13 protein-coding genes are annotated in these 23,168 nt (G+C 40.1%); all 13 read left to right on the top strand.

Features of this window, described 5'->3' with window-relative positions; translation table 11 throughout:
* The first annotated feature begins 715 nt into the window (after positions 1 to 715).
* The 13 genes from B5Y40_RS29710 to B5Y40_RS23825 all read left to right on the top strand — a co-directional run bounded on the left by B5Y40_RS29710 (position 716) and on the right by B5Y40_RS23825 (position 22,957).
* Positions 716 to 859: a hypothetical protein gene (locus tag B5Y40_RS29710; RefSeq protein ID WP_159453801.1), complete on the top strand. Its 144-nt coding sequence runs from the start codon at positions 716 to 718 to the stop codon at positions 857 to 859.
* A gap of 158 nt (positions 860 to 1,017) precedes the next feature.
* The gene (locus B5Y40_RS23885; RefSeq protein WP_079689398.1) at positions 1,018 to 1,575 is read left to right on the top strand and encodes a hypothetical protein; all 558 of its coding nucleotides are present in this window, start codon (positions 1,018 to 1,020) and stop codon (positions 1,573 to 1,575) included.
* A 106-nt stretch (positions 1,576 to 1,681) separates the two neighbouring features.
* Complete coding sequence (locus B5Y40_RS23880) at positions 1,682 to 2,209, top strand: 3'-5' exonuclease (protein WP_079689397.1); 528 nt, start codon at positions 1,682 to 1,684, stop codon at positions 2,207 to 2,209.
* 165 nt (positions 2,210 to 2,374) lie between these two features.
* The gene (locus B5Y40_RS23875; RefSeq protein ID WP_079689396.1) at positions 2,375 to 2,863 is read left to right on the top strand and encodes a hypothetical protein; all 489 of its coding nucleotides are present in this window, start codon (positions 2,375 to 2,377) and stop codon (positions 2,861 to 2,863) included.
* Positions 2,864 to 3,267: 404 nt separating this feature from the next.
* Entirely contained in the window at positions 3,268 to 3,666 is a 399-nt protein-coding gene (locus B5Y40_RS23865) for a hypothetical protein (protein WP_143785920.1), read from the top strand.
* 1,423 nt (positions 3,667 to 5,089) lie between these two features.
* Positions 5,090 to 5,635 carry an OmpH/Skp family outer membrane protein gene (locus B5Y40_RS23860; protein ID WP_079689394.1) on the top strand — a complete coding sequence of 182 codons (546 nt, stop codon included), beginning with the start codon at positions 5,090 to 5,092 and terminating at the stop codon, positions 5,633 to 5,635.
* Positions 5,632 to 6,234, top strand: coding sequence for a hypothetical protein (locus B5Y40_RS23855; RefSeq protein ID WP_079689393.1), 603 nt, complete (start codon positions 5,632 to 5,634; stop codon positions 6,232 to 6,234). Before B5Y40_RS23860 ends, B5Y40_RS23855 begins: the two co-directional genes overlap by 4 nt.
* A 36-nt stretch (positions 6,235 to 6,270) precedes the next feature.
* Positions 6,271 to 12,252 (top strand): hypothetical protein, encoded by a 5,982-nt coding sequence (locus B5Y40_RS23850; protein WP_079689392.1) that lies wholly within the window; start codon positions 6,271 to 6,273, stop codon positions 12,250 to 12,252.
* A gap of 82 nt (positions 12,253 to 12,334) precedes the next feature.
* On the top strand, positions 12,335 to 15,508 hold the full coding sequence (locus tag B5Y40_RS23845; protein WP_079689391.1) for an Ig-like domain-containing protein: 3,174 nt from the start codon (positions 12,335 to 12,337) through the stop codon (positions 15,506 to 15,508).
* Between the two features lie 54 nt (positions 15,509 to 15,562).
* Positions 15,563 to 19,975: an RHS repeat-associated core domain-containing protein gene (locus B5Y40_RS23840; RefSeq protein ID WP_079689390.1), complete on the top strand. Its 4,413-nt coding sequence runs from the start codon at positions 15,563 to 15,565 to the stop codon at positions 19,973 to 19,975.
* A complete protein-coding gene (locus B5Y40_RS23835; protein ID WP_079689389.1) occupies positions 19,972 to 20,550 on the top strand; it encodes an SMI1/KNR4 family protein in 579 nt (192 codons plus the stop codon). The genes B5Y40_RS23840 and B5Y40_RS23835 overlap by 4 nt, the downstream gene beginning before the upstream one ends.
* A gap of 252 nt (positions 20,551 to 20,802) precedes the next feature.
* Entirely contained in the window at positions 20,803 to 22,335 is a 1,533-nt protein-coding gene (locus B5Y40_RS23830; RefSeq protein WP_143785919.1) for a hypothetical protein, read from the top strand.
* Between the two features lie 178 nt (positions 22,336 to 22,513).
* Entirely contained in the window at positions 22,514 to 22,957 is a 444-nt protein-coding gene (locus B5Y40_RS23825; protein ID WP_079689387.1) for a hypothetical protein, read from the top strand.
* Positions 22,958 to 23,168: the final 211 nt, after the last annotated feature.

Below are 23,168 nucleotides of genomic sequence, written 5' to 3'. Positions count from 1 at the left end.
TATCTTACCCTACATGGAAGTAGAAATTTATTTTTCAATTTTTGAATCTTGCCACAGATCCAGGAAAAGACAGTGTTCCCTTTTTGACGGTCCCTACGCCACGAACTGCCCGCCATCCTAACAAAAGTGATTTTACCCTGCCATTTTCTCCCATAAGCCGCCCATCAGCACGTTTCAAAGCCTGTGTCAAGGGTGGCGATTCCAAAAAGAAATTGGATTGCCATCGCCACTTGTATACCCTTGACACAGGTTTGAAACGGGACTTACTTTGGCTTGGCGGAGAAATGCCTATTGATGTGTTACACGATCTTTATTAACTGGAGTAAGGCATGGAGGTAATAGTACACAAGCAGGCTTACGTATATGTATATAATTATGATAACATGAGCCGGCCTGGCTGATTTACCCGAAAGGGTTGGCATGGCGATGAAACTTCGGCTCAGTGAAAATTTTTCCAACGAAGACATTGCAAAAAAAAATGAATATCAAGAAAATCGTGGTGGAGAAATATATAGGTATAGCGTAAAAACACCTGAGAACATCTTATGATAATTTAGTTTAGTTAGTCATTCTACGAGTGGGCAATTGTCATTTTATCCATGTCCTTGTGAGCGGGAAATTGGGCATTGCGTAATATTCCTTTACTTCGCAATAGTTTTCGCTTCCAGCACTTGTATAACTTTTATAGTGCATGGAGTCGGAACGTGTGTAACATATGTCTGAGAAGAAAAACAAGCCTGACCAATATCCCTATCAAAACATGTCGCTGGACTCCATGAAAGGAGAGAAGTGGGCAGATATACCCGGCTTTGACGCTGTACCATGTGGGCCTTACCAATATAGACAAAAGATTGTCTAAGACTAGTATACGCAATGGGTTCGAAACGGTGTGATTATTTTAAATAATTATCAATTCCTTATAGCGGCTTAAGCTTTTTAAAAAGAAAAGTAAAAAATTATCAACTGCGCAAAAAGATTGCACAGTTGCGCTTATTCTTTGTACCGTTAACATAGCTTATGAATGTATTGAAGGATTTGAAAGAGAATGTTTTTAAAGTACTGGAGGATCAAATGGCTTTAGAAGATTTTGAAAGATGGCTTTATAGTTCAGAAGAGCTACAAAGCCTGATGAATGAAAGTGTCGTGCTTGAGGCATATACTGTGAACTATAACCAGCGAGATGCAAAGTATCAACTCAAAAAAGCAATCTTTAAATACTTTGGTGAAGACGAATTCTTGCTATGGAAAGTCAAGTCAAATCTCCGTGATCTAATTGCCAATGGAGGTAATAGGGATCGCGTATTAAATGATTTTTATTGTATAGGATATGATGGATATACCTTTTTATGCTACATCGGATACTACATATATAGGATTGAAGACACAGAATATTGTGGAAATAATTTAGAAGCTTTATTAATAGAACTTAAAAGGGACTGCGAGATTCTTCTTGAGGAGATTGAAAAGCAGGAGTTTGAGAATCCTGGATTTAGACTCAACGATTATCGCCCTAGTGATAAACTGGAGTTCAATCCTTTGGAGGTAACAAAAAAATGGTGGAATTTTTGGAGATGACATTCAGATTACAATAAGGTACAGCTCTACTGTTGCTGTTATGATAATCGCATTGATCATAACCTAATTGTAATTTTGAGGATGGCAAAAAAATAAGTATAGTATTATGAGTTATATAGTTGTTGATGTAGAGGCGGATGGACCGATACCTCATAAATATTCGATGGTAAGTTTTGGAGCCGTTGTTCTTGACGGCACACTAAGTAAAACCTTCTATGGACAAGTGAAGCCTATATCTGAAGAGTGGATTCCGGAGGCTCTCGCAGTAAGTGGTCTTACCCGAGAACAGCATCTGTCCTTTAAAGAACCTGAAGCTGAAATGGCAAGGTTTCATGCCTGGCTTTCTGCTACCTCAAGCGGAAGACCGGTTTTCGTAAGTGATAACCTTGCATTTGACTGGCAATGGATCAATTACTATTTCCATTTCTATTTAAATGAAAATCCTTTTGGTTTTAGCGGAAGAAGAATAGGAGATCTATACTGTGGAATGAAGATGAACACGGGCCTCAATCATGAATGGAAAAAGTTATTCAGACAAACCAAACATGATCATAATCCTGTTAACGATGCAAAAGGAAATGCAGAGGCGCTTTTAAAAATGAATATGTTAGGATTGAAAATCCCTATAGGGTGATGAAGGAATAACAAGGTTTACTTTAAAACGTAGACCAAGCAACCCTTTGATGCCATTTTTAGCATATTACTAAATACAAAGCTGTTGTTAACTAAATATATACGTGCAGGCAGCGATGATTCAACTATTAGTTTGTATATCGTACTGTCGTAAAGCCAAAGAGAGATGAAGCATTATATTTTAATCTTAATAATTGTATTCTGTCAGTTGTCCTGTAAACAAGAACGTGTTCCAAGCAATGATATTGACGGAGAAGTAGTCTCTCCGAGTTCAAGCGGACCTAGCCAGGAGGAGATCGATCAATTGCTAGAAAGAGCAATTAAAAATGGAGATGAGCGTGCCTACAATAGAGTCGCGGCTCACTATTTCCTCAACGAGCAGCGTGAGACCATCTTCTATTATGCATTTGTTATGGCTACAAAGTATAAAAGTGCCGAAGCATACTTTCATTTATACTTAATAATGGGAGACATAGATTCCGATAGCATTAGGTCAATTGATGAACTAGATGCAGCTACTCGAGATATTAGGTTATACTGCCTGCTTCGTTCATACGAGCTAAATAAGGATTTTGCAAAATCTCGTGTAGAAGATCTTTTTCCAAAAGGTATTCCGTCATCGAAATCCTATTGTCAAACAATTTGCGATAAATAAAATAGCTCGATTAGTACATGTCTTGAAGACCGACAAGGACGTAGATAGAGCAATTTTTAACTTGGTTATTACTACCCAGCGAAAAAACATAATGATTGAAATAAAATATTTAGATGCGATAAGAGCAAGGTTAGCAAAGACCTCTAAATGTGCCTGGATTCCTTACATCGAAGAAAGAGATTTTACTAGCGGATCGAGTTTTATTATGACAATGCTACAGATTCACGAGGTGATGATATAGAGATTATTGGAGCGACGAATGCAGATATTGATTTTATTGGACACGCAAAGCAAGATATAGGAATGCTTCTTGATGAGGTGAATCGATTAAGGGAAAAAAATACCGACCTTGGTGGAGATGTGTAGATACGGCCTATCAGGTTGGTTCAAACCTATTTAGATTTATGAATGAATTTTCGCATAGAACATTTAAGTTATGGGCTTACACTGTGAGTCATAGCTTTTTGATACTTCGAAGCCCTATGTTGTTTGAAGATTTGGATGGGTATAGTAGCGAAACCGACTATAATATTGATATTGAATTTACTGCAGTAGAATACTTGGATGTTCCGTATAAATTCACTTCTCTTAAGATATGCGAATTGCTTGGGGATGTCATACCATTAAGGCTTCAATTCTATAGTTTAAAACTTGGCTTTAAGACATTTCAACTTCAGACGGATGAGGGTTGTTATTATATAGTTGCGGGAAGCTATAGAATAGGTAAGAATAGATGGGTATCAGAAAGTAGAATCAATAATCCTTCTTTGGAGTATGATGAAATTCTTGGTACATCTGGTTGATGTTTTTTACAAGAGCAATTGCCGTTCAGGATTGCTTAAAAATTTTCTACTTTCAGGTCAAAGAAATCATTGAACATGTGAATATGTTGAAAATAAGTGAGGTGCTGGTGAAGCGGGATTTGATGCAGTAAACATCTAGAATATCTCTCGGTAAGAAAGTTACCAACTATAATTGGAAGCCAAGTAGGGGCGGCCTGAAGTTGCTGAAATAAAGAAGTTTAGTGGGCTTCTCAAGAGAGTCGTAGGTTGCGCAGATGTAGATCTATTTGCTCTGAATAATAAATGCTGAAATACATTTAAGGGAAAATTCTAACGCTTCGAGAAGACTACAAATTGAATCTACAAATGTTGTGCATTGTAGGCTCTAGGTATACGAAGTGAAAGTGTACGAGTATCAACCCTTTAAAAAATAGATGAAAAAGTCCTGGAAGAATTTAGATTTTGAACAAAGAGCAATTATAGTTATTGGTACTATCGGGATAATTATATCTCTAGGTTATATTATGTACCTGCTATTGGTGAGTAATCCTTATATATCGTCCTGACAATTGCGTGAAGATACTTTATTTAATACGATGATATATTTTTAGAACACAGAAGAAAAGAACCGTTGTGTCGATTCTCTTATTTGAATGTTAAGCCTATGGGTAGTCGGAAAGACTATATTTAAAAAATCATTGGTGATGTTTAAATAGTATCAAATAATAGCCTTACGTGATCAGGCTATAGCAAATCGCCAATTAAGTGAAGTATATTCTTATCGATTCACTTCAAGATCGCCAATACACATTATACGCGGCTCGAAGGCGTGTTTTCGCTATAAGGTGATAAAGATCGATGACTCGTTAAATCTTGATACGGTCAGTTATTGGGCACACTGGATTGAGCCAATACAGTAAATAATTCGCGAGCGAAAAGGGGACGTCGCTAACAAACATCTGTCTTTTAGTTTGAAACGAATGCTATTGTAAAACGTCCTCGTATTCTATCTCAACATATACTCGATAATATATAGTTTTGCGGAGCTTCATAAAAGATTGATTTGAGCAAGCAGCTGTCGCATATGCAGTTGCAGATTAAAATTCGGGACGGTATATGCTAAAAGATAGAGAAGCGATAATAGTAACTACGAATTTGCCTACGCCCGGAGCACTTTTGCTGGTAGGCTGAAGTAATGGAAATACAATTTTTTGGGATTACATATTTATTGAGTGTGGCGCACACGAATGTAAAGCAAGGTAACGTAATATGTGGTAATAAAATTTATATTTCTGTTGCAACATATTTAGTGACTGTATAAATTAGCGTAAAGATTAGAATTTAGTTTTAGGCCAGGCAAGTTGTTTGACGGAAATTGTTTGGACAGCTTTTTAAGTGCCTGCGCTAGATGTAGTCTTTGTTATCTTTAACCTACTGTGCCTGTATGCTTCAACGTATCCTATTAATAATAGGTATCCTAAACCTATTAGCTATCATTTCTATTTCAGCCGTAATTTATACAAGAGACTCCAAGGTTGCTTACGTTGATTCTTCGAAACTTCTAAATAATTATAAAGGGATGAAGGCAGCCAGGGCCGCCTATCAAACGAAAGTAACAGCGTGGAAAGCCAACGTTGATACTCTCTCTATAGAAGTACAAAATTTGATATCACGCTATGAGCGCGAGAGTAAAACGATGACTAAGAAAGAACGTTCTTTAAGTGAAGAACTGATTCGAAACAAGCAAAAGCAGTTTGCAGATTATCAAAATGCATTGAATTTACAGGCACAACAAGAGGATGCTAAACTGACAAGCGAAGTTGTTATTCAAATAAATGCCTACCTAAAAAAATACGGGACAGAAAAGAACTTTAAGATTATTCTAGCCGCAACAGAATATGGAAATCTTGCTTTCGCAGATGAATCTCTTGATATAACAGAGGATGTTCTGGCAGGATTAAACGGGCAATATAATAATGAGAAACAATGAAATTAACTGCCTGTTTTATTCTGCTTTTATTCTCGATACTGCTCGGATGTTATTCGAGCAAGTTATCGCCCGAGAATCTTTCCGAATTTGTTACTGACGAAGACAACGGGTTAATAAAAAACGCTAGCATTGGAAATATATCACTGCAAGTGATGTATCAACCAACAGATATATGGGTGTACAGGGAGCTTGTTAATAAACAAGCGAATACGGTAAGCGTTGACAAAATTCGATCAAAATATAGTCCCTATTTATACTTCTTATTGAGTATATCTAATGACGGGAGAGAAGCACTGCATCAGCTTGCAGATACTGATTACAGTAATCTTGTTCAAATCACATCTTTTCGTATGAATGAATATGTTACGCTGAGCACTTCTGCAGGTGATACCTTGGAAGTGGCTGATTTCATGCTTAACCGAACATATGGTATGAATACAAGCACGGATATACTATTTGTGTTTGATCGGAGTAAGCTTCATGGTCAAGACTGGTTGCAGTTCAACTTAAATGAGTTTGGCTTGGCAATTGGAAATCAACAATTACGATTTGAAATGTCAGCACTTGAAAATATACCAGAAGTGACTTTTAATAATTAGAGCATTACTATATACAAAGCCGCACTAAACGCTATTATGATACGTAACAAATTTTTACTAAAGGGTGTTGCCGTCTTCTTTCTATTCGAAATCATTGTCACGGTAGTTTCGCCAACGATTTCGTGGGCGCTAACTTCAGGCCCTACGGCGCCGGAAGCCACCAGTTTCGAACCCGTTGATACTACAGATATGGTGAACACAATAACTGGCGATTTAGTATATAATATGCCGCTTTTGGAGGTTCCTGGTCCGTCTGGAGGATATCCGTTGTCGTTGTCTTACCACGCAGGCATACAGCCTGGTGTTGACGCCAGTTGGGTTGGATTGGGATTTACGCTTAATCCTGGTAGTATCAATCGAATAGTAAATGGAGTGCCGGATGATTTCAGTGGTGCTCAGACAATGAATCATGTATTTTGGGAAGGTGGCGAGACGACCATAAATACGTATGGTGTTTCTATAGGAATAGCCAACGTCGCAAGCGTTAGCTCGGGCTTAGTATTTGCCAGCGACACATACCGGGGACGGGGAGTAGGTGGATACGCAAGTATTGGCCTGAAGTTGGGAAACACACCTGCTTCCCTAAACTTTCAAATAGGTGTATCTCCCTATGGACAAGAAATATCGGGAAGTGTAGGAATCGGTGTTGGTATTGGAATGTCAGTTAGTCAATCGATGAATGCTGGGCTTAACGCCCAGGCCAGTTTAAATACCAGTGGGAAGATGCGAGTTGGAGCGTCCGCGGGTCTCTCCACTAATACAGGTTTGAATGCTTTGGGTGCATCGATTTCTACTGATGAAAAAAGCGCAACGGTAGGGATATCAGGTATACAATCTTCATTTAATAATTCGAAATCTGATGATGTCAGTACACGATCAAAGAATTTCGCTGTCGACATTCCGGTGTTTTACTGGCTCAGTATACACTTAGGTAGGGATTACACACGTTACTGGTTAAGCCAAAGAGAAGACTATCTCAACTATGGAAGCTTGTATTTTCCCGAATCAGATCCTGGTGAAATTTCCACAAAAGTATTTGATACCTACCACCTTGAGGGTTGGAACAGTATCTCTAGCGAGAATAATGTTCAAAAATATTTAGAGGGTAGTTTTGCCGATTACGATCTATATAGTGTAAATGCTCAAGGATTGGGTGGGAGCTTCAGACCCTACCATTATGCAGTAAGCCTTTCATCTCAAGATGTAGTTAAACAATCTAATAATACAAAAGAGATTTTGAATTATTATATACCTCAGCATTCAATCGGAGTACAATATCGCTTTGTAAATGATTTTTCAAACCGAGTATTAAATGAAGCACCTGAAGTGTTACTTAATCAAACGCTTCAAAACTATACACATCCCAATCAACCAGAAGTAGACTATCAAGATTGGGAGGGGCGTATGAATAGTACGTATGCACAAACGGAGAATATACCACTTCTTTTTCCATACCAAAGCGTCATCACCGGGCAGGAGGGTTATAATAATGTACCTGGAGCAAAAAGGCGTTTACCATATGTGCCCGGGTCGCGACATATAGAATATTTTACCAATGATGAAATAATAGATAATCTCGCTTCCGCACATGGTCGTGGATTTTTGGAGTGCGATGCACCTGGATTTGTTCGTAGTAAAACGGATGGCAAAGTTGGCGCATTTGTTATTACGAATGGAAGCGGCGTAAGCTACCACTTCGCATTACCTGCATACTCGAGTGAGGAATATATATACTCACAGAATAAGGATACACGGGAAAAGATTTCATTTAACAACTTAGAGCAGCATGGAAAGTATGCCTATACTTGGTACTTGACGGGTGTTACAGGTCCTGACTATGTGGACCGTGGCCCCAATGGCGATGCTGATGGCATGATGAATGAATATGATTGGGGTTACTGGGTATCCTTTCAATATGGTAAGTGGACTGACGAGTACCGGTGGAGAAACCCAGCCCTTGGTTTTAACGACGACCTTGATACACGTTTTCAATCTTTCTCAAAGGGCAAGAAAGAGCTCTATTATCTGAATTCTATAAGGACGGCCACACATACAGCATTCTTTGTTAAGGAACTTCGTGCTGATGGCAAAGGAGAGTCGCCACAAGAGGATGTTAGCGTCAGAACAGTAACTGGCCCAAGTGTAGCTTATGTTGATGAAGGATCGTTCTCGCCGGCAAAAAGGACCATAACTATAGGAGGAAACAATCCCAATCTTCCGAGCTATGACAAAGTAGAGTATACATTGCTTCCTGTGTCTACACTAAAATTGAACTCTATATTGTTATTTAAGAATGAAGATATAGCTAGTGCGTCCTACAATAATTTAAACTCGGAATACAATGATACCTTCTCGTATGATTGGCTGAAATCTACAGAGAAAAAAATATGGACGACGCATTATGGCGAGAATGTTTTAGATGTATATGATATACAATCTACAACCTTTCCTACAGGTAAGGCTTTGCGCACCATTGATCTGAGTTATGATTATTCACTTTCTCCAGAAACGCCAAATAGTTTTGATGAGTTGGGAACTCTCTATGATTGCGAGGGATGTGATAACTATCATCCTGCAAATACGCCACAAACTAAGCTTGGAAAATTGACATTAAAATCTGTTTCTTTTAAAGGTAAAAACAGCGCATCATTAATTCCACCTATATATTTTGCTTATGACTATACGGATCCATCCAGTGGCTATGGAACGGTTGCCGCAGTAAACGCTAGTACAAAAATCTGTACGCTCTCAAATTTTCAATATGAGCCCTTTCAGGTTGGTGACATTGTCAAGCTCACTCAAGGTGAGAATGTATACTATGGATTTATCAGAAAAAATCAGGCAAGTGCTGAGGTGAAAATTTTCTCAGACAATCTTCCCTTTATAGGTAATCGCATACAAGCAGTGCAAACTAAAAATCCTCCATACAATAAGGACTGTTACGATATGTGGACATACTTCAAGGGAGATTATACTAAAACTGATGATCCCAATATGGATCGATTCCCCACTGAATCCTCTGGAAAAAATGTTGATGCGTGGTCACTTCGGCGAATTGAAACGAGTACTGGCGCTTCCATAAATATAGTATATGAATCTGATACATATGGCAAAAGTATTTTGAGCGAAAACTTGACTATTCCACTCCATCTGTCAGGAAACACAACCGAAACAACACCGCCTACTGTACCAGGAAATGCAACGACAGTCTTTTTGGAAGCTTCTTTAGATGAATTAGCGCCAGTGGATTTCAGCAAAATCTATAAAGTTGGTGACTTTGTGGATTTAGCTGGAGGGGGCTATGGGTGTAACACCGTTCCAGGTCCTCCTGGAACTACTGGTGATCAGCAACAATGCGGAAATTACCTAATCAATCAAGCGGAAGTTCAGCAGGTAAGTTCAAAGTATATACGGATGCGATTTTATATAGGATATGAATCATTTCAAGCTATCCATGGCTGTGTTATTAATTTAAAATCCAGGGACATTCAGTGGGGTGGAGGTTTACGTGTAAAGTCTATTTCATTGGAAGATCCAACAACGAACACCCGCCGGAGTACAGTATACGAATATGAGTTTGATAATAAGTCGTCGGGAGTCACGTCCTATGAGCCACTGAAGATTAATAATATATCGGCCTACATCACCAATAATGCTACGACCGATGCTTATATAAAGGGATACTTGCTAAGGCCATTTATCAAGATGATGACTCTTGCCAGAGATGTGCCAGCACCAGCTGTGTACTATAGCAAAGTGCGTGTGAAAGAAATATTTACAAATGGGGACAATGCTTCGGAGACAATTCCAGGGTATAGCGAATTTGAGTTCCAAACGTTCGACACGGGCTTGATTGATATGACTAGTATCGCTCCAACATCAACATCCGCGAATGGCACCTATCGAGGACAAAACTATAACAGCATATCAAAATCAAAACGGGTTTTACGTGATTTTACAAGTCGTATAGGTGCATTGAAGTCGATCACTTTGTTTGACGCACACGGAGAAAGGATTGCTCAGACATTAAATCATTACTTGCACGATGAGCAGACGGACCTATCCTTTGAGGGTAATAGCGAACAGTACGGTACATTGCTGAATCGTTATAATAATCAAGGGCAGATTGATGAAGTCTTCAATCACGGCCGACTTGTTAATTTTTCAAGTGAGTCAAACGTTCTTCAAGGATTAGTTACAAAGCGTGAAACATATCCAGCAGTTCAGACAGGTGCGACCTCTATAAATTATAAAACAGGTATTCGAACGACGTCCATTGTTAAAGCCTTTGATTTTTATAGTGGCGTAACCACTCAATCCTTGACCACAGATGGATACGGAAATTCCTTCCTTACAGTATCAACTCCGGCCTACCATGTCTATCCAGCACTTGGGCTTAAAATGTTCTATCAAGCTTCACAGCAGAGCAATAAACATATGATTGAACAATCGGGTGCTAATTATGTGTATAAAGTAAATGCCGCGGATCAGACTAAATCGGGACTTCATTCAGCTTCTGTTCAAACGTGGAGTAATGCTATACCTGTGATAAGTCCTGAAAATGATCAGGTGTATATTAATCAATCTCAGGTTTGGAGAAAGTACGCTTCATTTAACTTTATAGGGCAAGATTACGTAGCACTGCAGAATGACGGCCTTTACCCGGTGGCAAGTGTTACAGAGTTTACGGCCTGGAATCGCGGGCAGGATACACCTGCAGGGTGGCAAAAAAATGGTGAGGTAAGTCTCTACGATTTTTACTCGCATCCACTGGAAGCAACAGACGTAAACAAAAACTACGCGGCAACTAGAATGATGTCGGATCACTGGCGGGTAATTGCAACGGCAGCACCTGCTCGCTATACGGAGTTTGCTTATACAGGAGCTGAAGATTTTGCTAATGGGAATTATTCCGGAAGCGCCATTCAAAAACTGGACGGTACTATCACCAATACGTACAAACACACGGGAGACAAAAGCCTCGCTATACCAGCCAATGGAGCGAGCTGCCAATCAAATTTAAAGCTCGAATCAAAAAGGTATGATTTTAAGATGCATATTAGTTTCTGGCTTCATGCGTCATCCGTTCAACCTATAACTTGGAGGTATCAATTAAATACCGCATCTTCTCTTGGTACCCCACAGTCAATACCAGTGGATATGACAAAGGCGAAGCGATCCGGCAATTGGTGGCTATGCGAAATAGATTTGCCTATAAGTAAAAATACAACAGACCCAACTATAGATCTTACCTCCAAAATAATCAATAATGGATCGCAGGCTATATATATAGATGATTATCGAATTCATCCGGCGGAGTCTTCAATGGTTAGCTATGTCTATAATCAATGGGACGAACTCTCTTATATATTAAATAATAATAATATATATACATTCTACGAATATGACGATGTGGGACGTCTCACATCTACCACTACGGAATCATTTCAGCGGGCATATGGTAATGAAGGTGTTGTCAAGTTAGCTGACATTGACTATAACTACGGGAAAGGGAAGAGCTATTCTGTTCCCATAACAAGCAACTCTTCCGGAAACTCGGGATTGATATACCCTTCTGGAGTACTTGTTGCAGAGCAAGGTACAGATGTATCATTTACTATCCAGGAGCATTGTAATAGCAACAATTTATTGTCAATATCTATTGATAATAAAGTTCTGAATCTTTCACAATCTGAAACTATCCTTTTTGATGGTACTAAGGTTATTGTGAGTGGTAATAAGATTACGTTGGTGAACGTATTAACGCAACATACTGTGGTTGCACAGTTTACCAACTATACTGGTGGCGTTGTGGAATGTCACCTTGCTCAGAGTACAACTGGGCCGTGTTACGATGGAAGCTACGATTATCGCTTCTACAATGCGTGTGGTCAATTGGGAGATAAGATCAGGGTTTGGAATGTGTCGGATATACCACCAGATCTCCGACCATTGGCTCCCAGCAACTGTACAAGTCTTAACTCCGGCGGCGGTTGTGGAACAATTATCGAGGACTAATAACCATGACATTAATATGAAAGTAAATCCTGCTGACATTCTTAATAAAATTTGTCGTCTATTAGTAGTCATAGTCATGTGCATGATATGTATACCAGCGCTTGCACAACCCTCCAACAACTGCGTAATTAATGGACCATCAACAGCATGCACAGATCAACAGGTTTACTTCAATGTTGCTTGTGATTCCTATGATGGAACATTTTACTGGTTTGTAGATGGTGTTCAAGCCGCCGTTGGAACTACCGTACTGGACTATTCATTTCCTACAGCGAAAACATATCAGGTCACCTACCAAATTCTTCTCGGGGATGACGGCCATGGAGGCCTGGTGTGGGGAGATGCAGGATCAAGCTCCATTGTGATTACCTCAGCACCTACTGCTCCCGTCATTCAATCCTCTGCATTGAGTATATGTGCTAGTGGAAGCGTAACCTTGACAGTCACCAATGCGTCCTCTGGCAACTATACATGGTCGTCAATCCCAGCAGGATATTCTGCTACTGGTACATCTGCAACATTTAACAATGTTACTTCGTCCACTCAATTTGTTGTGCAGCGTGCCGCATCGGGATGCGCCGTGCAGTCAAGCATTAATGTGAGTGTGCTGTCTACAATCGTACTACCTGTTGCAGAAAGCGCAACGCCATATCACAAAAAGGTAATAAAGGGTAACACGCAAGCCAGTGATCATTACTGGCAGGTATCCGCCAGTGGAACATCTATGGATCGTAATTTAATGGGAACGCGTACTGTAACAGAAGCGGGGACATTCTGGGTACGCAGATATAACTCCCAAGGAAGCTGTTGGACGACTGCAACCGGCCCTTTGGCAATTACTGTAAGTTATATTCCTCCGGTTGCAGAAGTGCGCAGTGCCAAACAAATAGGATATAGTGATCTTTATTTCGTTAACAATGACCGTGATCATATCCTGCAATTTGCAGACTACTATTTTGTAACAAGTGGCGCCAGCAATGCTTCCGTTGTTAAATCTTTTATTGAAGAAGGCCAAGTTGTCAATCAACGGATATACTCCCCCGGTATATACTATATACGTGGCAAAGATAGAGTAACTGGAACATGGGGCGAAGCTGTCTCCGTTGATGTCCAATTTGCTGATGATGCTGGTATCAATTCTATATATACAAAGTCCTTCGATGGAATGTCAAATATACCTTTTGCTGAAAGTAAGCGTTTTTTTGATAACAATGGTAATCCACTTCAAACACAGACACTCGTTCATAATTTGGATGGTAATCGCGTGTTTTCATCCGGTGAATTCCGAGATAAATATGACCGTGTCGTTGGTTCGACATTAGCAGCACCGATTTTATCCAATGCTTTTTCATATAGTCCGGAACTTGTTATTCGTGAAAACGCAGAGGGCTCATATACTATTCCCTCTGATCGAATCGGGACTGTTGGATGGTATTATAGTGCGGCCAATTCGCTGGAAAATCATGTACCTATTTCTAATTTTCCCTATACCCAAGTTGAATACTATAACGATGGGACTGGCGAAGTAAAGTCCAGCAGTGGTCTGGGAGAGGCCCTCCGAAGAGGGAGTGGTCGGGAAATTTTGTCCGGTACGTTCCCTATATATGGCGAACTCAATGATTACCTATCTAAAAGATCCACGGCAATCACGGGTATAGTGCATGATGGTGCGCTAAAAAACGAAGGACTCCAAACTGTTGCCAGGGATCAGAATGGTAAATATACCATCACTATAGCAGACAAAGAAGGGAATAATGTTATGTCCGCTCGAGCTGGAGTAAATGAGCCGGGTGGTTATGCACTGGCTATATCGAACTCGGTTGTTTCCAGTGCTGACCCATTGTCTTCAAATTATCGCCGTATGACATACTTTTATATTTTACATGACCAGCCTGTATCCATTACCGGAAGCATTGACTTTGTTATCGAAAATATTGTAACAAATGAACGAAAAGATATAGGGCAGACATTTGCAGGATCTAACGGCGTTTGGCCTGCCGGTTTCTATCGCGTTCTTTTAAACAACAACAATAGTGAGGTTACCCTTAGTTATACGAACTACTTTACGGACGTCTCCTATCAATTCTATAACGATGCTGGAAGATTAATTTCTTCGGTGTCACCGAATGGATTTGTGAGTTGGAAATCAGGCACGGCCTATAGCACTATTGACAAAACTACCTATAAGTATAATCATCGAGGTTGGCTGTTGGAGCTGCGCGAACCGGATGCTGGACGCACAAGATATGTATATCGGAAAGATGGAAATATTCGTTTTTCTCAAAATGCAGAGCAGCGAAAAAGCAATCGGTTTTCTTATACTCACTATGATCCTTTTGGAAGACCAGTGGAATCAGGAGAGTACACGGGAACTGAAGTGAAATTTATACCGATGGATTCGTCGGTGTTTGTTTCATCAGAGATGAACAACGTACTCGAGGAAACGTCAGCAGATGAGAACTGGACACAGGATTCAAGGAAGGATTGGGTAGAGACATTTTATGATTTCAAAGACACCGAAGTGTTTAACACTCTGAATTTACCTTCTGAGTTTGATCAGACTTTTGTTAGAAGCGCAGTTTCGACAAGTAAGAACGTTAATATACAAACGTGGTATGGTTACGATGAGTTCGGACGCGTTGTGTGGATTGCTCAGAAACCAAAAACTCTTCCACGTTTATTTATAGTAAGGTACACCCATGATTTCTTGGGTAATATCCTCACTGTCGCTAATGTTACTTACGACCTCCACGGCAATAGGCTTCAACAGTTTTATCATCACTACGAGTATGACGCAGAGAAACGTTTGAGTAAGGCTTATACAAGTTTGGAAGAAAATGCGTCTCGAAGACTTCGGGCCACCTATGAATATTATTTACACGGACCACTCAAGCGCATTGAACTTGGCGAAAATTTGCAAGGTATTGACTTTGTTTATAACATTCATGGCTGGCTAACTCAAATCAATCACCCTGACCCCGCGCAAGATCCTGGTGCTGATGGTAATGATGTTTTCGGGATGACGCTTGATTATTACCAAAGTGAAATGAATAATTTATACTCGGTTGTATCCGGAGTGCCTGATGTCAGAAAAAGGCATGGTTTGCCAGAGATAGTACAGGTATCTGTATCCAATCGTCAACCCTTCATGCGGTTTGGACCCCAACTGAACTTTAGCGAGCAGTCAAATATAGGGGATAAGAAAAATGGCGCAGAGACTCCAAAGTATATGCAAGTGTTGGAGAGATTTAAATAGGAGTGCCGTCATAATTGAGTAATTGTCTGGATATATAGTTAACTACATCTGTCTATGCGTTTAATAATTTATCGACTGATTTTATTGTTGATGTTAAGTGTGTTTCTGCATCCAATCTCGGCATGCGGTCAGTCTGGTGCTCTGCAGGATGTTAGCTGGACAGATGGGGTGGGCGTTACCATAAGTGGTAATAGTATAACAAAGATTGCTGCGAGTGGTTGGGGTAATGCCGGTGCAGCATCGGTCAATCGTTTACCTAATAATGCAGATGGTACAATAGAATATATTATTACTTCATTAAATCGTGGTCAATTTGTTTTTGGGCTTTCGGATGTGAACTCCGATAATCAGTTCTATCATATAGATTATTCATTTCATTTAACGTCGACTGCATTATCCTATATCCGTCTGAATGGTACAAGTGTACTAAGCTTTAATGTAGCATTAGGTGATGTCTTACGTATAAAACGTATTGGAACAGATATAGTGTTCGAACGCAACAATGATGAAATTTATACCGCTAATAATGCCTTACAGTCTTCTCTGATAGCAGACGTTTCCATGTATAGTAATGCAGGTTACGTTAATGATTTAAAAGTTTCGTTTGGTGGTCCTCTTACCGTTACACCGACCTGGAGCAATCAGATTGGCATTACGTTCGCCAACAATACGCTTACAAAGACGGCCTCATCAGGTTATGGTAATGCCTGGGTTACATCAACAGAGATTCTTGCTGCTGGTGCTGATGGGTGGGCAGAGTTCAAGCTTGACGCATTCAATGAAGAGAAAGCATTTGGTTTACTGGACCAGAATCTGGATAACAGCTATACATCGATTGATTTTGGCTTTCTCACCTTCGGTACAAATGTATATATATATGAAAACGGAACGAATATGGCTACGGTGTCGTCACCACAGCTTAATGATGTGTTCCGCGTAGAACGTATTGGCAGCACAATCTACTGGAAGCGTAATGGCATTACAGTATACATGGAGGCTGATTCATATCAAGGAGCTCTTCAGATGTTCGCCACCATTAAGACCACAGGAGCCAAAATTGTAAATCCTACAGTTACATTCCTGATAGCAGCCGATGAACCGGTAGTAGAGCCAACTCCGGAGTTTTTAGCACTACGTACCTTTTATGATAGTTTGGGCGGGGTTAACTGGACCAATCAGTATAACTGGCCCCCGGTGAGTAACTGGCCGATGAACCTGTATGGGGCCTCGGAAGAAGACGGGTATATCAATACCGTTATCATGGAAGGGAACAACTTGGAGGGGAAGATTCCGCTAGCATTCTGGAAGTTAAAGGATCTTTGGATCGCGCGATTATCTGCTAACAAGATTACGGGGTTTGCACCTTTTACGGCTAGTGATGTAGCGGATGTTGCATCATTCTATGAGGTGAATTTATCTGATAACAAGATTAGATCTCTTCCGCACGCTTGGGGATCGTTGTCGGGATTACAATATGTAGTGCTGAATGGTAATAGCCTGTCTAGCCTTCCTTCCTCATTCGGCTCATTATCGAACCTTGCACTACTCGAACTTTCTGGTAATGAATTTAGTTCTTTCCCATCTGCGATATCAGAAAATAACTTTCCAGTGCTGTATCGCCTAAATATATCGGACAATGCATTAACGTCCCTGCCGGATCTTTCGAATGTTAGCTCTTACGGTGACTTTGTGGATTTAGATGTTTCCAATAACTATCTTGATTTTACGTCACTTGAACCTCTGGTAACCTCATCTAATATAGCACCGGTATATACGCCACAAAAAGCTATACCCACAGACGATATGTCGGTTACTCCGGGCCTAACCTTAGTGATTACTGCACGACCGAAAGGTCAACACAGTACTGTTACCTGGGAGAAGCAGCAGTCGAATGGTAGTTGGCAGGATATTACTTCGCAGAATGAAGATGCCAGTGGTCAAACATTTAAGAAGACCGCTGTATCATCGGCAGATATAGGTATATACCGATGGAAGATGACGAATACGATCGTCACAGGTTTAGTGTTGGAATCTGAGCCGATCAAAGTGCAGGCGCTGGACACTCCACCCGCGTCAAATCATACAGTTAAACCTTTATACAACGGTCTGATTACTGCTGTTTCATGGCGTACCGATGAAGCCCATGAGACAGGGAAAGGTGATTACACAGGGATGTATCTGTACGAGTACGATGACAAATATCAGATCAAGGAAGCGAACTGGGCGGTTGCGAACCATACGTTAAATACCTTTACAATGTCTGACAACATGTTCCGGCTTACAGGTATGTCGTATGATCCGAATGGAAATATACGGACACTGAAGCGTTACGATAAGGACGGTAATCGAGTCCACGATTTCACGTATGCCTATGAATCCAATACAAACAGGTTACAGAATGTAACCGGATATGTAAATGCATATACCTATGACGCGCTTGGCCAAATGATTGGTGAGGATAAGGTTGAAGAAGAATCCGATCAATATGCAACGTATGATGTGAGTGGTAAAGTTACGGCCGTATATAGCGATGCGGGTAAGACTGTAAAAAAAATAGAATATCTATATGATGATCGGGGCTTCCGCTTGGCGAAGGTAGTCTACCCGCAGGGTAGTTCGGGCGAAATTCGTACCACCTGGTATATACGTGATGCATCTGGAAGTGTGCTAAGCATTTATGAGCAGGAGGGTGCACCTTCAGAGTTGAACGACAATCCTTTGGTACAAACTGAAGTCCCTATATATGGCTCCGGTAAAATTGGTACTTACTACGCCACTCAAGATGGAAGTGTTAACTATGAAATCACCGATCATTTAGGTAATGTGCGAGCACTTGTACGTGAAAATGTATTAACATATACCGCTACGCTGGAAGATAATTTGGGTAATGACATTACTAACCCTCGCAGGCAGGAAGAGCTATACTTTCGGAATATAGATACCGCTGTTGATGATAATGAACGCATGAATCATACTCCTAGTATACCGGGAGTTGTTGACAATCCAAATAAGTCATCACTGTTGCATTGGATTGATGGTATGACAGGTCAGGGAGCAGCAGAAAAATCAATAGGCCCATCAATAGCGTTGCGAGTTAAGGCGGGAGATACGTTACGTGCTGAAGTTTGGTCACGGTTTCAGATCAGCACAAGCAATACATCCATTCCTGTTGCTACGTTTGCGTCTCTTGTCGCTGGTGCATATACTGGAGCCGCCGGGCTTGAGGGTGTATCGGCAGCACAGTCAGGTCAGACATTTGGAAATGCACTGGCAGGTATATTTACAGGTTCAGATGATGAGCGACCCTTTGCGCATTTAAACTATGTATTGCTCAATAATTCGTTGCAGAATATAGGCTCTTTATCGGTACAGGTTCCTGAGGAGGCCGGGTTCGAAGTTGGAGAAGAGTCTATTGGAGAACCTGTGATGCTTTCATTACCGGGGCCGATAGTCGTGACAGAAGATGGTTATGTATATATCTGGGTAAGTAATGCGAGTGAAAATAGATGGGTTTGGTTTGATGACCTGAAGGTTACGCATAGTTCTCCCGTGTTTGTTGCCCAGGCAACGGATTACGGGGTGTGGGGAGATATACTGAGAGAACAGAAGACAGATGAGAGTATATATAGATATGGCTATCAGGGTCAGTTTAGTGAAAGAGATTTAGAAACTGGGTGGAGTCACTTTGAACTCAGAGAGTATGATCCTGTGATTGGCCGGTGGTTGTCGGTAGATCCGGAACGGGAGCACTGGAGTCCTTTCGTAGGAATGGCAAATGATCCTATTAATTGCGTTGATCCAGATGGAGGAACTGTGAAATGGAAGCCGGGAGGTATTAAAGAGCCTAAATCATGGTGGGCCCGACTTACTAACACACTCACTGGTTATGGATTTTTAAATAAGGCATATAAGCTTTCTCAGCAAGGGTATGAGGTGTTTTATGAAGGATCAACCGGAACAAGTGCAGCGTATGTAAAATACGAGTTATACAGTTACCTTCTGACGAGTGAGGATGAAACCGAATTTGCCTGGATACATGATGTATCCGAGTATCAGTTGATAGGCCGTGATCCCGGTCCCCCCACCGGTGAAATTATGGTCGGCCTATCGCCACTGGGGTCTGTAGCAAGTAAGACAATATCATCTACAAGTACTTCCTACTTGAGGAGATTGGCGGTAACGAGAGCTTGGGCGCAAGAACTTGAGCTCGTTAAAAGACTTGGACGAGGGACTACTAATTGGACAAGAAAAGAAATGGTGGAGCTACTTAAAAACGGACAAATCAAAGGAGTTATTGGACACCATATTAAAAATGTAAAAAATTTTCCGCAACATGCAGGAAATCCTAATAACATAAAATTTGTAAGGAGTACCGGGGAACATTTAAAATTGCATCGAGGGTCTTGGCGTAATAAAACGACAGGAAACTTTATAAATAGACAACAAATAATGAAACAGGGCAAATGAAATTTAACACGCGAAGTATACTAGAGGAAGCAAGGGCATTCGGTTATTCCGTTCAGCCCGATAATACTATACTACTTGGTCAGGTGCCACATGTAGCTCCTAAAGCTTGGTTGCATGTACTGTTTGCTCCGATTGATAATGAAAAGATATTGGTAGGACTTGAAAAACAATTGCAAATGAAGATACCAATTGAATATCGAAAATTTCTGACTACTGAACATAATGGTTTGTCGCTGTTTTCATCGAGTATTGAATTGTTTGGTTATCGTAAGAATTATAACAGAAAATCACTTCAGTTTCTTCCTTTTGATATTGTCACTACAAATACTTTTGAGCGCCCGTCAGATGCGGGCGGGGATAAATTTTTCATTGGCAGCTACAATTGGGACGGTTCCCTTATTTATGTAAACACTTCATCGTCAAAAATATTTCGCTGCGAAAGGGATGATTCAAAACCGTTGAACTCTTGGAAAGATTTAGACGATTTTCTCGCAAAGGAAATTAGTCGTTTATCTAAATTATATGATCAACTTGGAAGAGAGATCGATGCAGATCAGCCAAAAATCCCGGGTTAATGGAATAGTGATAGAAGATGATCGACCTCGCCGAAATAGTATTTATTTCAGATGCCGTCTAAAAATTGTTTGTGCCAGCACAATAGGTGAACGCTTCGGTTTAGGGAACAATAAAAAGTAAGATAGGGACGAACGGTTGATTTTATAAATGTATTTCGACTCAAAAATCTTAGTCGATAATACTTATAGAATATTATTGACGCCAAAACATTATTTGTTAGAAATGTGTCGAGTATAGTAAATGAAGATCACGTGCAAACCTTCAAAATAATATTAAATATACTACTTGTAATAATTCAACTGTCGCATGCACAGGCAAATGACCAGAATTTTGGCTCGTTTCGTCCTACTATCACGAAGATTTGTTATTTGTCTAATGATTTACTATCATATAAAGTTAAAACAGATAAATGGCTACTATTAGCTGACACGTTAAAGTATCCCAAAAAAGTAATTGACTCTTTGAGTACATCTTTAAATAATTCAGGTGTATCCGCTGATACTTTAACGATATCAAAACATAGTATATATTCATTGAAACTAAAGGTTGATAGTATGCCTAGACGCTTACAAGGTGAAATCATGCATTTATATGGAAATGCTCCTAAAGGTGGGGACAGCGTAGTTAATATGAAGCAAGATAAGTTTAATGAAGTGAGAGAGAAGATTGAGGAAAAAGAGCGAAAAATTCTAAAAGCGAATGTTCAAAACAAATTGAAGAATTTCCCAGCTGCTATACCTGTAGCACATTCAGTTGATATCACACAAGTCGAAGTGCAATCATCAGAGATCGATTTTTCAGGTATCCAGTCGCCATCAAGTATTCCCGACATTCCGGAAATAAAGCTGCCGTCAATTGGTATACCCAAAACGAAGGCGCCCTTAGAGCAAATGAATGTCCTACATCAACAGTCGCAAAATACCGTAAATAAGTTTAAAACAGTCGAAGAGTATAAACACAAAATTGCAGAAACCAAAGTCGATAGTATAACAGATAGGGACAAGTTGGCACAACAAACTGAGAAAAGTGCAGAGCGCCTTACTAAAGTCAAAGCGCTAACAGAAGGTACTAACAAACTAACTTCCAAACAGGCTGAATACGAAGCCATGATGCAACACCACAGCGATAAGAAACTTGTAGAAGAAGACATAAGGCGGAAGATACGAAATGTGGCAAATGATAAAGTTAACCAGTTAACACCGGCTATTGACGAAGCTCAAAATGCGTTATTGAAAGGAAAAAAGATTCTAAAAGATTCGGCTTCGTTGAAGGTATTAAAAAGAACCATGAGAGATGCAATGGCATCCGAACCAGTCGCTAAAAGAATCGTGACCGGTGTTATGCTTCAGTTGTATAACCGGAGAGTATATTCTGTTGATGTTGATCTTCATATAGGTTATTGCCTGTCGGGTAAAATTACAACTGGTATAGGCGGGGTATATCGCTTCGGGTATCATAAAGATTACTCCTCTTACATACGTAGCATGCATGTATATGGTGGTCGGGTATATGGAGATGTTATTGTTAAAAAAGGATTTTTTGTTCATGGGGAAGCCGAACTCTTGCGGTCAAAGGATATGATCTTCGCCAGCAAGGAGGAAGTTGATGACTATGTTCTGGCCTCCTCTTTAGGAATAGGCAAGCAATATACTCTTTCAAAGAGGCTTAGGGGTAGGATTCTTTTACTATACCGAGCGGAGGTTAAGGGTCATCTACCTGAGCAGAATAAAATTAATTTGAGAGTCGGGTTGGCATTGTCAGCAAAGCGAAAAAGAATTATATAACCGAAAACCGAAAAATATAGCTATGAAGATATTTATGTTATTACTAGTTATGGTTGGATTTACTCCATACTGTTTTTCACAATATGTTCGGACTCCCAACACATACTCAATCAACACATCACATGGGACTATACAGCAAACGTACTATACGCCAGCACCTTCAACACCTGGAGGGTATATGAAATTGACTAAGAAATATGAATTTACTGTTATACTCAATAATGATAGCACTGTAGACGTACGTGGTAAAATTGATGTTTTGGATTCTGTCCATTCCCTTGTGATAAAGAATGGTAAGTCCAAGCGAGTAATTAAGCCTCAAGATACAAAAGGAATTTATCGGTATTCACTGGTAGATGGGCACAAGATTGCTGGCGTTCCAACCGATAGCTGTTGGCTTTTTATGGTCGAGGATGGTAGAATTAAAATGTATGCAAAACTTCCCTTCGAAGGAGCAAGAGCCATTGTTGCTATACAGCGAGGAGAGAGAGGGACAATTGTACCCCTTACTCGGGAAAATTTACTTGTGATAACTGGTGAAGATCCACGACTAATGCCATTTATTCAGAATAAGGAGTATGTGAAGGCTATATGGAAATATAATAGCATTGATTTTATGTAGGTGTTGAATTACTATATATAATTCCACTGTTGTCAGCGATCAAGATGCCCCGTTGTGTAATGGTTATATCTATACCATTAATTGTTCTCAGTTCGATTATTTGAGAATGAGATTTCTGATTAATTCTATTTTCTGAACTACGATGAACTTTCTTCATTGAGGGATTGGGTTTAGCATTGGATAGATTATTTCGAAACACTCATTCAGTTCT

It is taken from the genome of Ohtaekwangia koreensis (genome assembly GCF_900167975.1).
Taxonomy (GTDB): domain Bacteria; phylum Bacteroidota; class Bacteroidia; order Cytophagales; family Cyclobacteriaceae; genus Ohtaekwangia; species Ohtaekwangia koreensis.
This window is presented reverse-complemented; position numbering and strand designations above follow the sequence as displayed.

What these genes read in the sequence shown, in the direction of transcription:
- B5Y40_RS29710 (WP_159453801.1), top strand. Translation starts at nt 716, where the DNA reads ATGTCTGAGAAGAAAAACAAGCCTGACCAATATCCCTATCAAAACATG.
- B5Y40_RS23885 (WP_079689398.1), top strand. Translation starts at nt 1,018, where the DNA reads ATGAATGTATTGAAGGATTTGAAAGAGAATGTTTTTAAAGTACTGGAG.
- B5Y40_RS23880 (WP_079689397.1), top strand. Translation starts at nt 1,682, where the DNA reads ATGAGTTATATAGTTGTTGATGTAGAGGCGGATGGACCGATACCTCAT.
- B5Y40_RS23875 (WP_079689396.1), top strand. Translation starts at nt 2,375, where the DNA reads ATGAAGCATTATATTTTAATCTTAATAATTGTATTCTGTCAGTTGTCC.
- B5Y40_RS23865 (WP_143785920.1), top strand. Translation starts at nt 3,268, where the DNA reads ATGAATGAATTTTCGCATAGAACATTTAAGTTATGGGCTTACACTGTG.
- B5Y40_RS23860 (WP_079689394.1), top strand. Translation starts at nt 5,090, where the DNA reads ATGCTTCAACGTATCCTATTAATAATAGGTATCCTAAACCTATTAGCT.
- B5Y40_RS23855 (WP_079689393.1), top strand. Translation starts at nt 5,632, where the DNA reads ATGAAATTAACTGCCTGTTTTATTCTGCTTTTATTCTCGATACTGCTC.
- B5Y40_RS23850 (WP_079689392.1), top strand. Translation starts at nt 6,271, where the DNA reads ATGATACGTAACAAATTTTTACTAAAGGGTGTTGCCGTCTTCTTTCTA.
- B5Y40_RS23845 (WP_079689391.1), top strand. Translation starts at nt 12,335, where the DNA reads ATGATATGTATACCAGCGCTTGCACAACCCTCCAACAACTGCGTAATT.
- B5Y40_RS23840 (WP_079689390.1), top strand. Translation starts at nt 15,563, where the DNA reads ATGCGTTTAATAATTTATCGACTGATTTTATTGTTGATGTTAAGTGTG.
- B5Y40_RS23835 (WP_079689389.1), top strand. Translation starts at nt 19,972, where the DNA reads ATGAAATTTAACACGCGAAGTATACTAGAGGAAGCAAGGGCATTCGGT.
- B5Y40_RS23825 (WP_079689387.1), top strand. Translation starts at nt 22,514, where the DNA reads ATGAAATTGACTAAGAAATATGAATTTACTGTTATACTCAATAATGAT.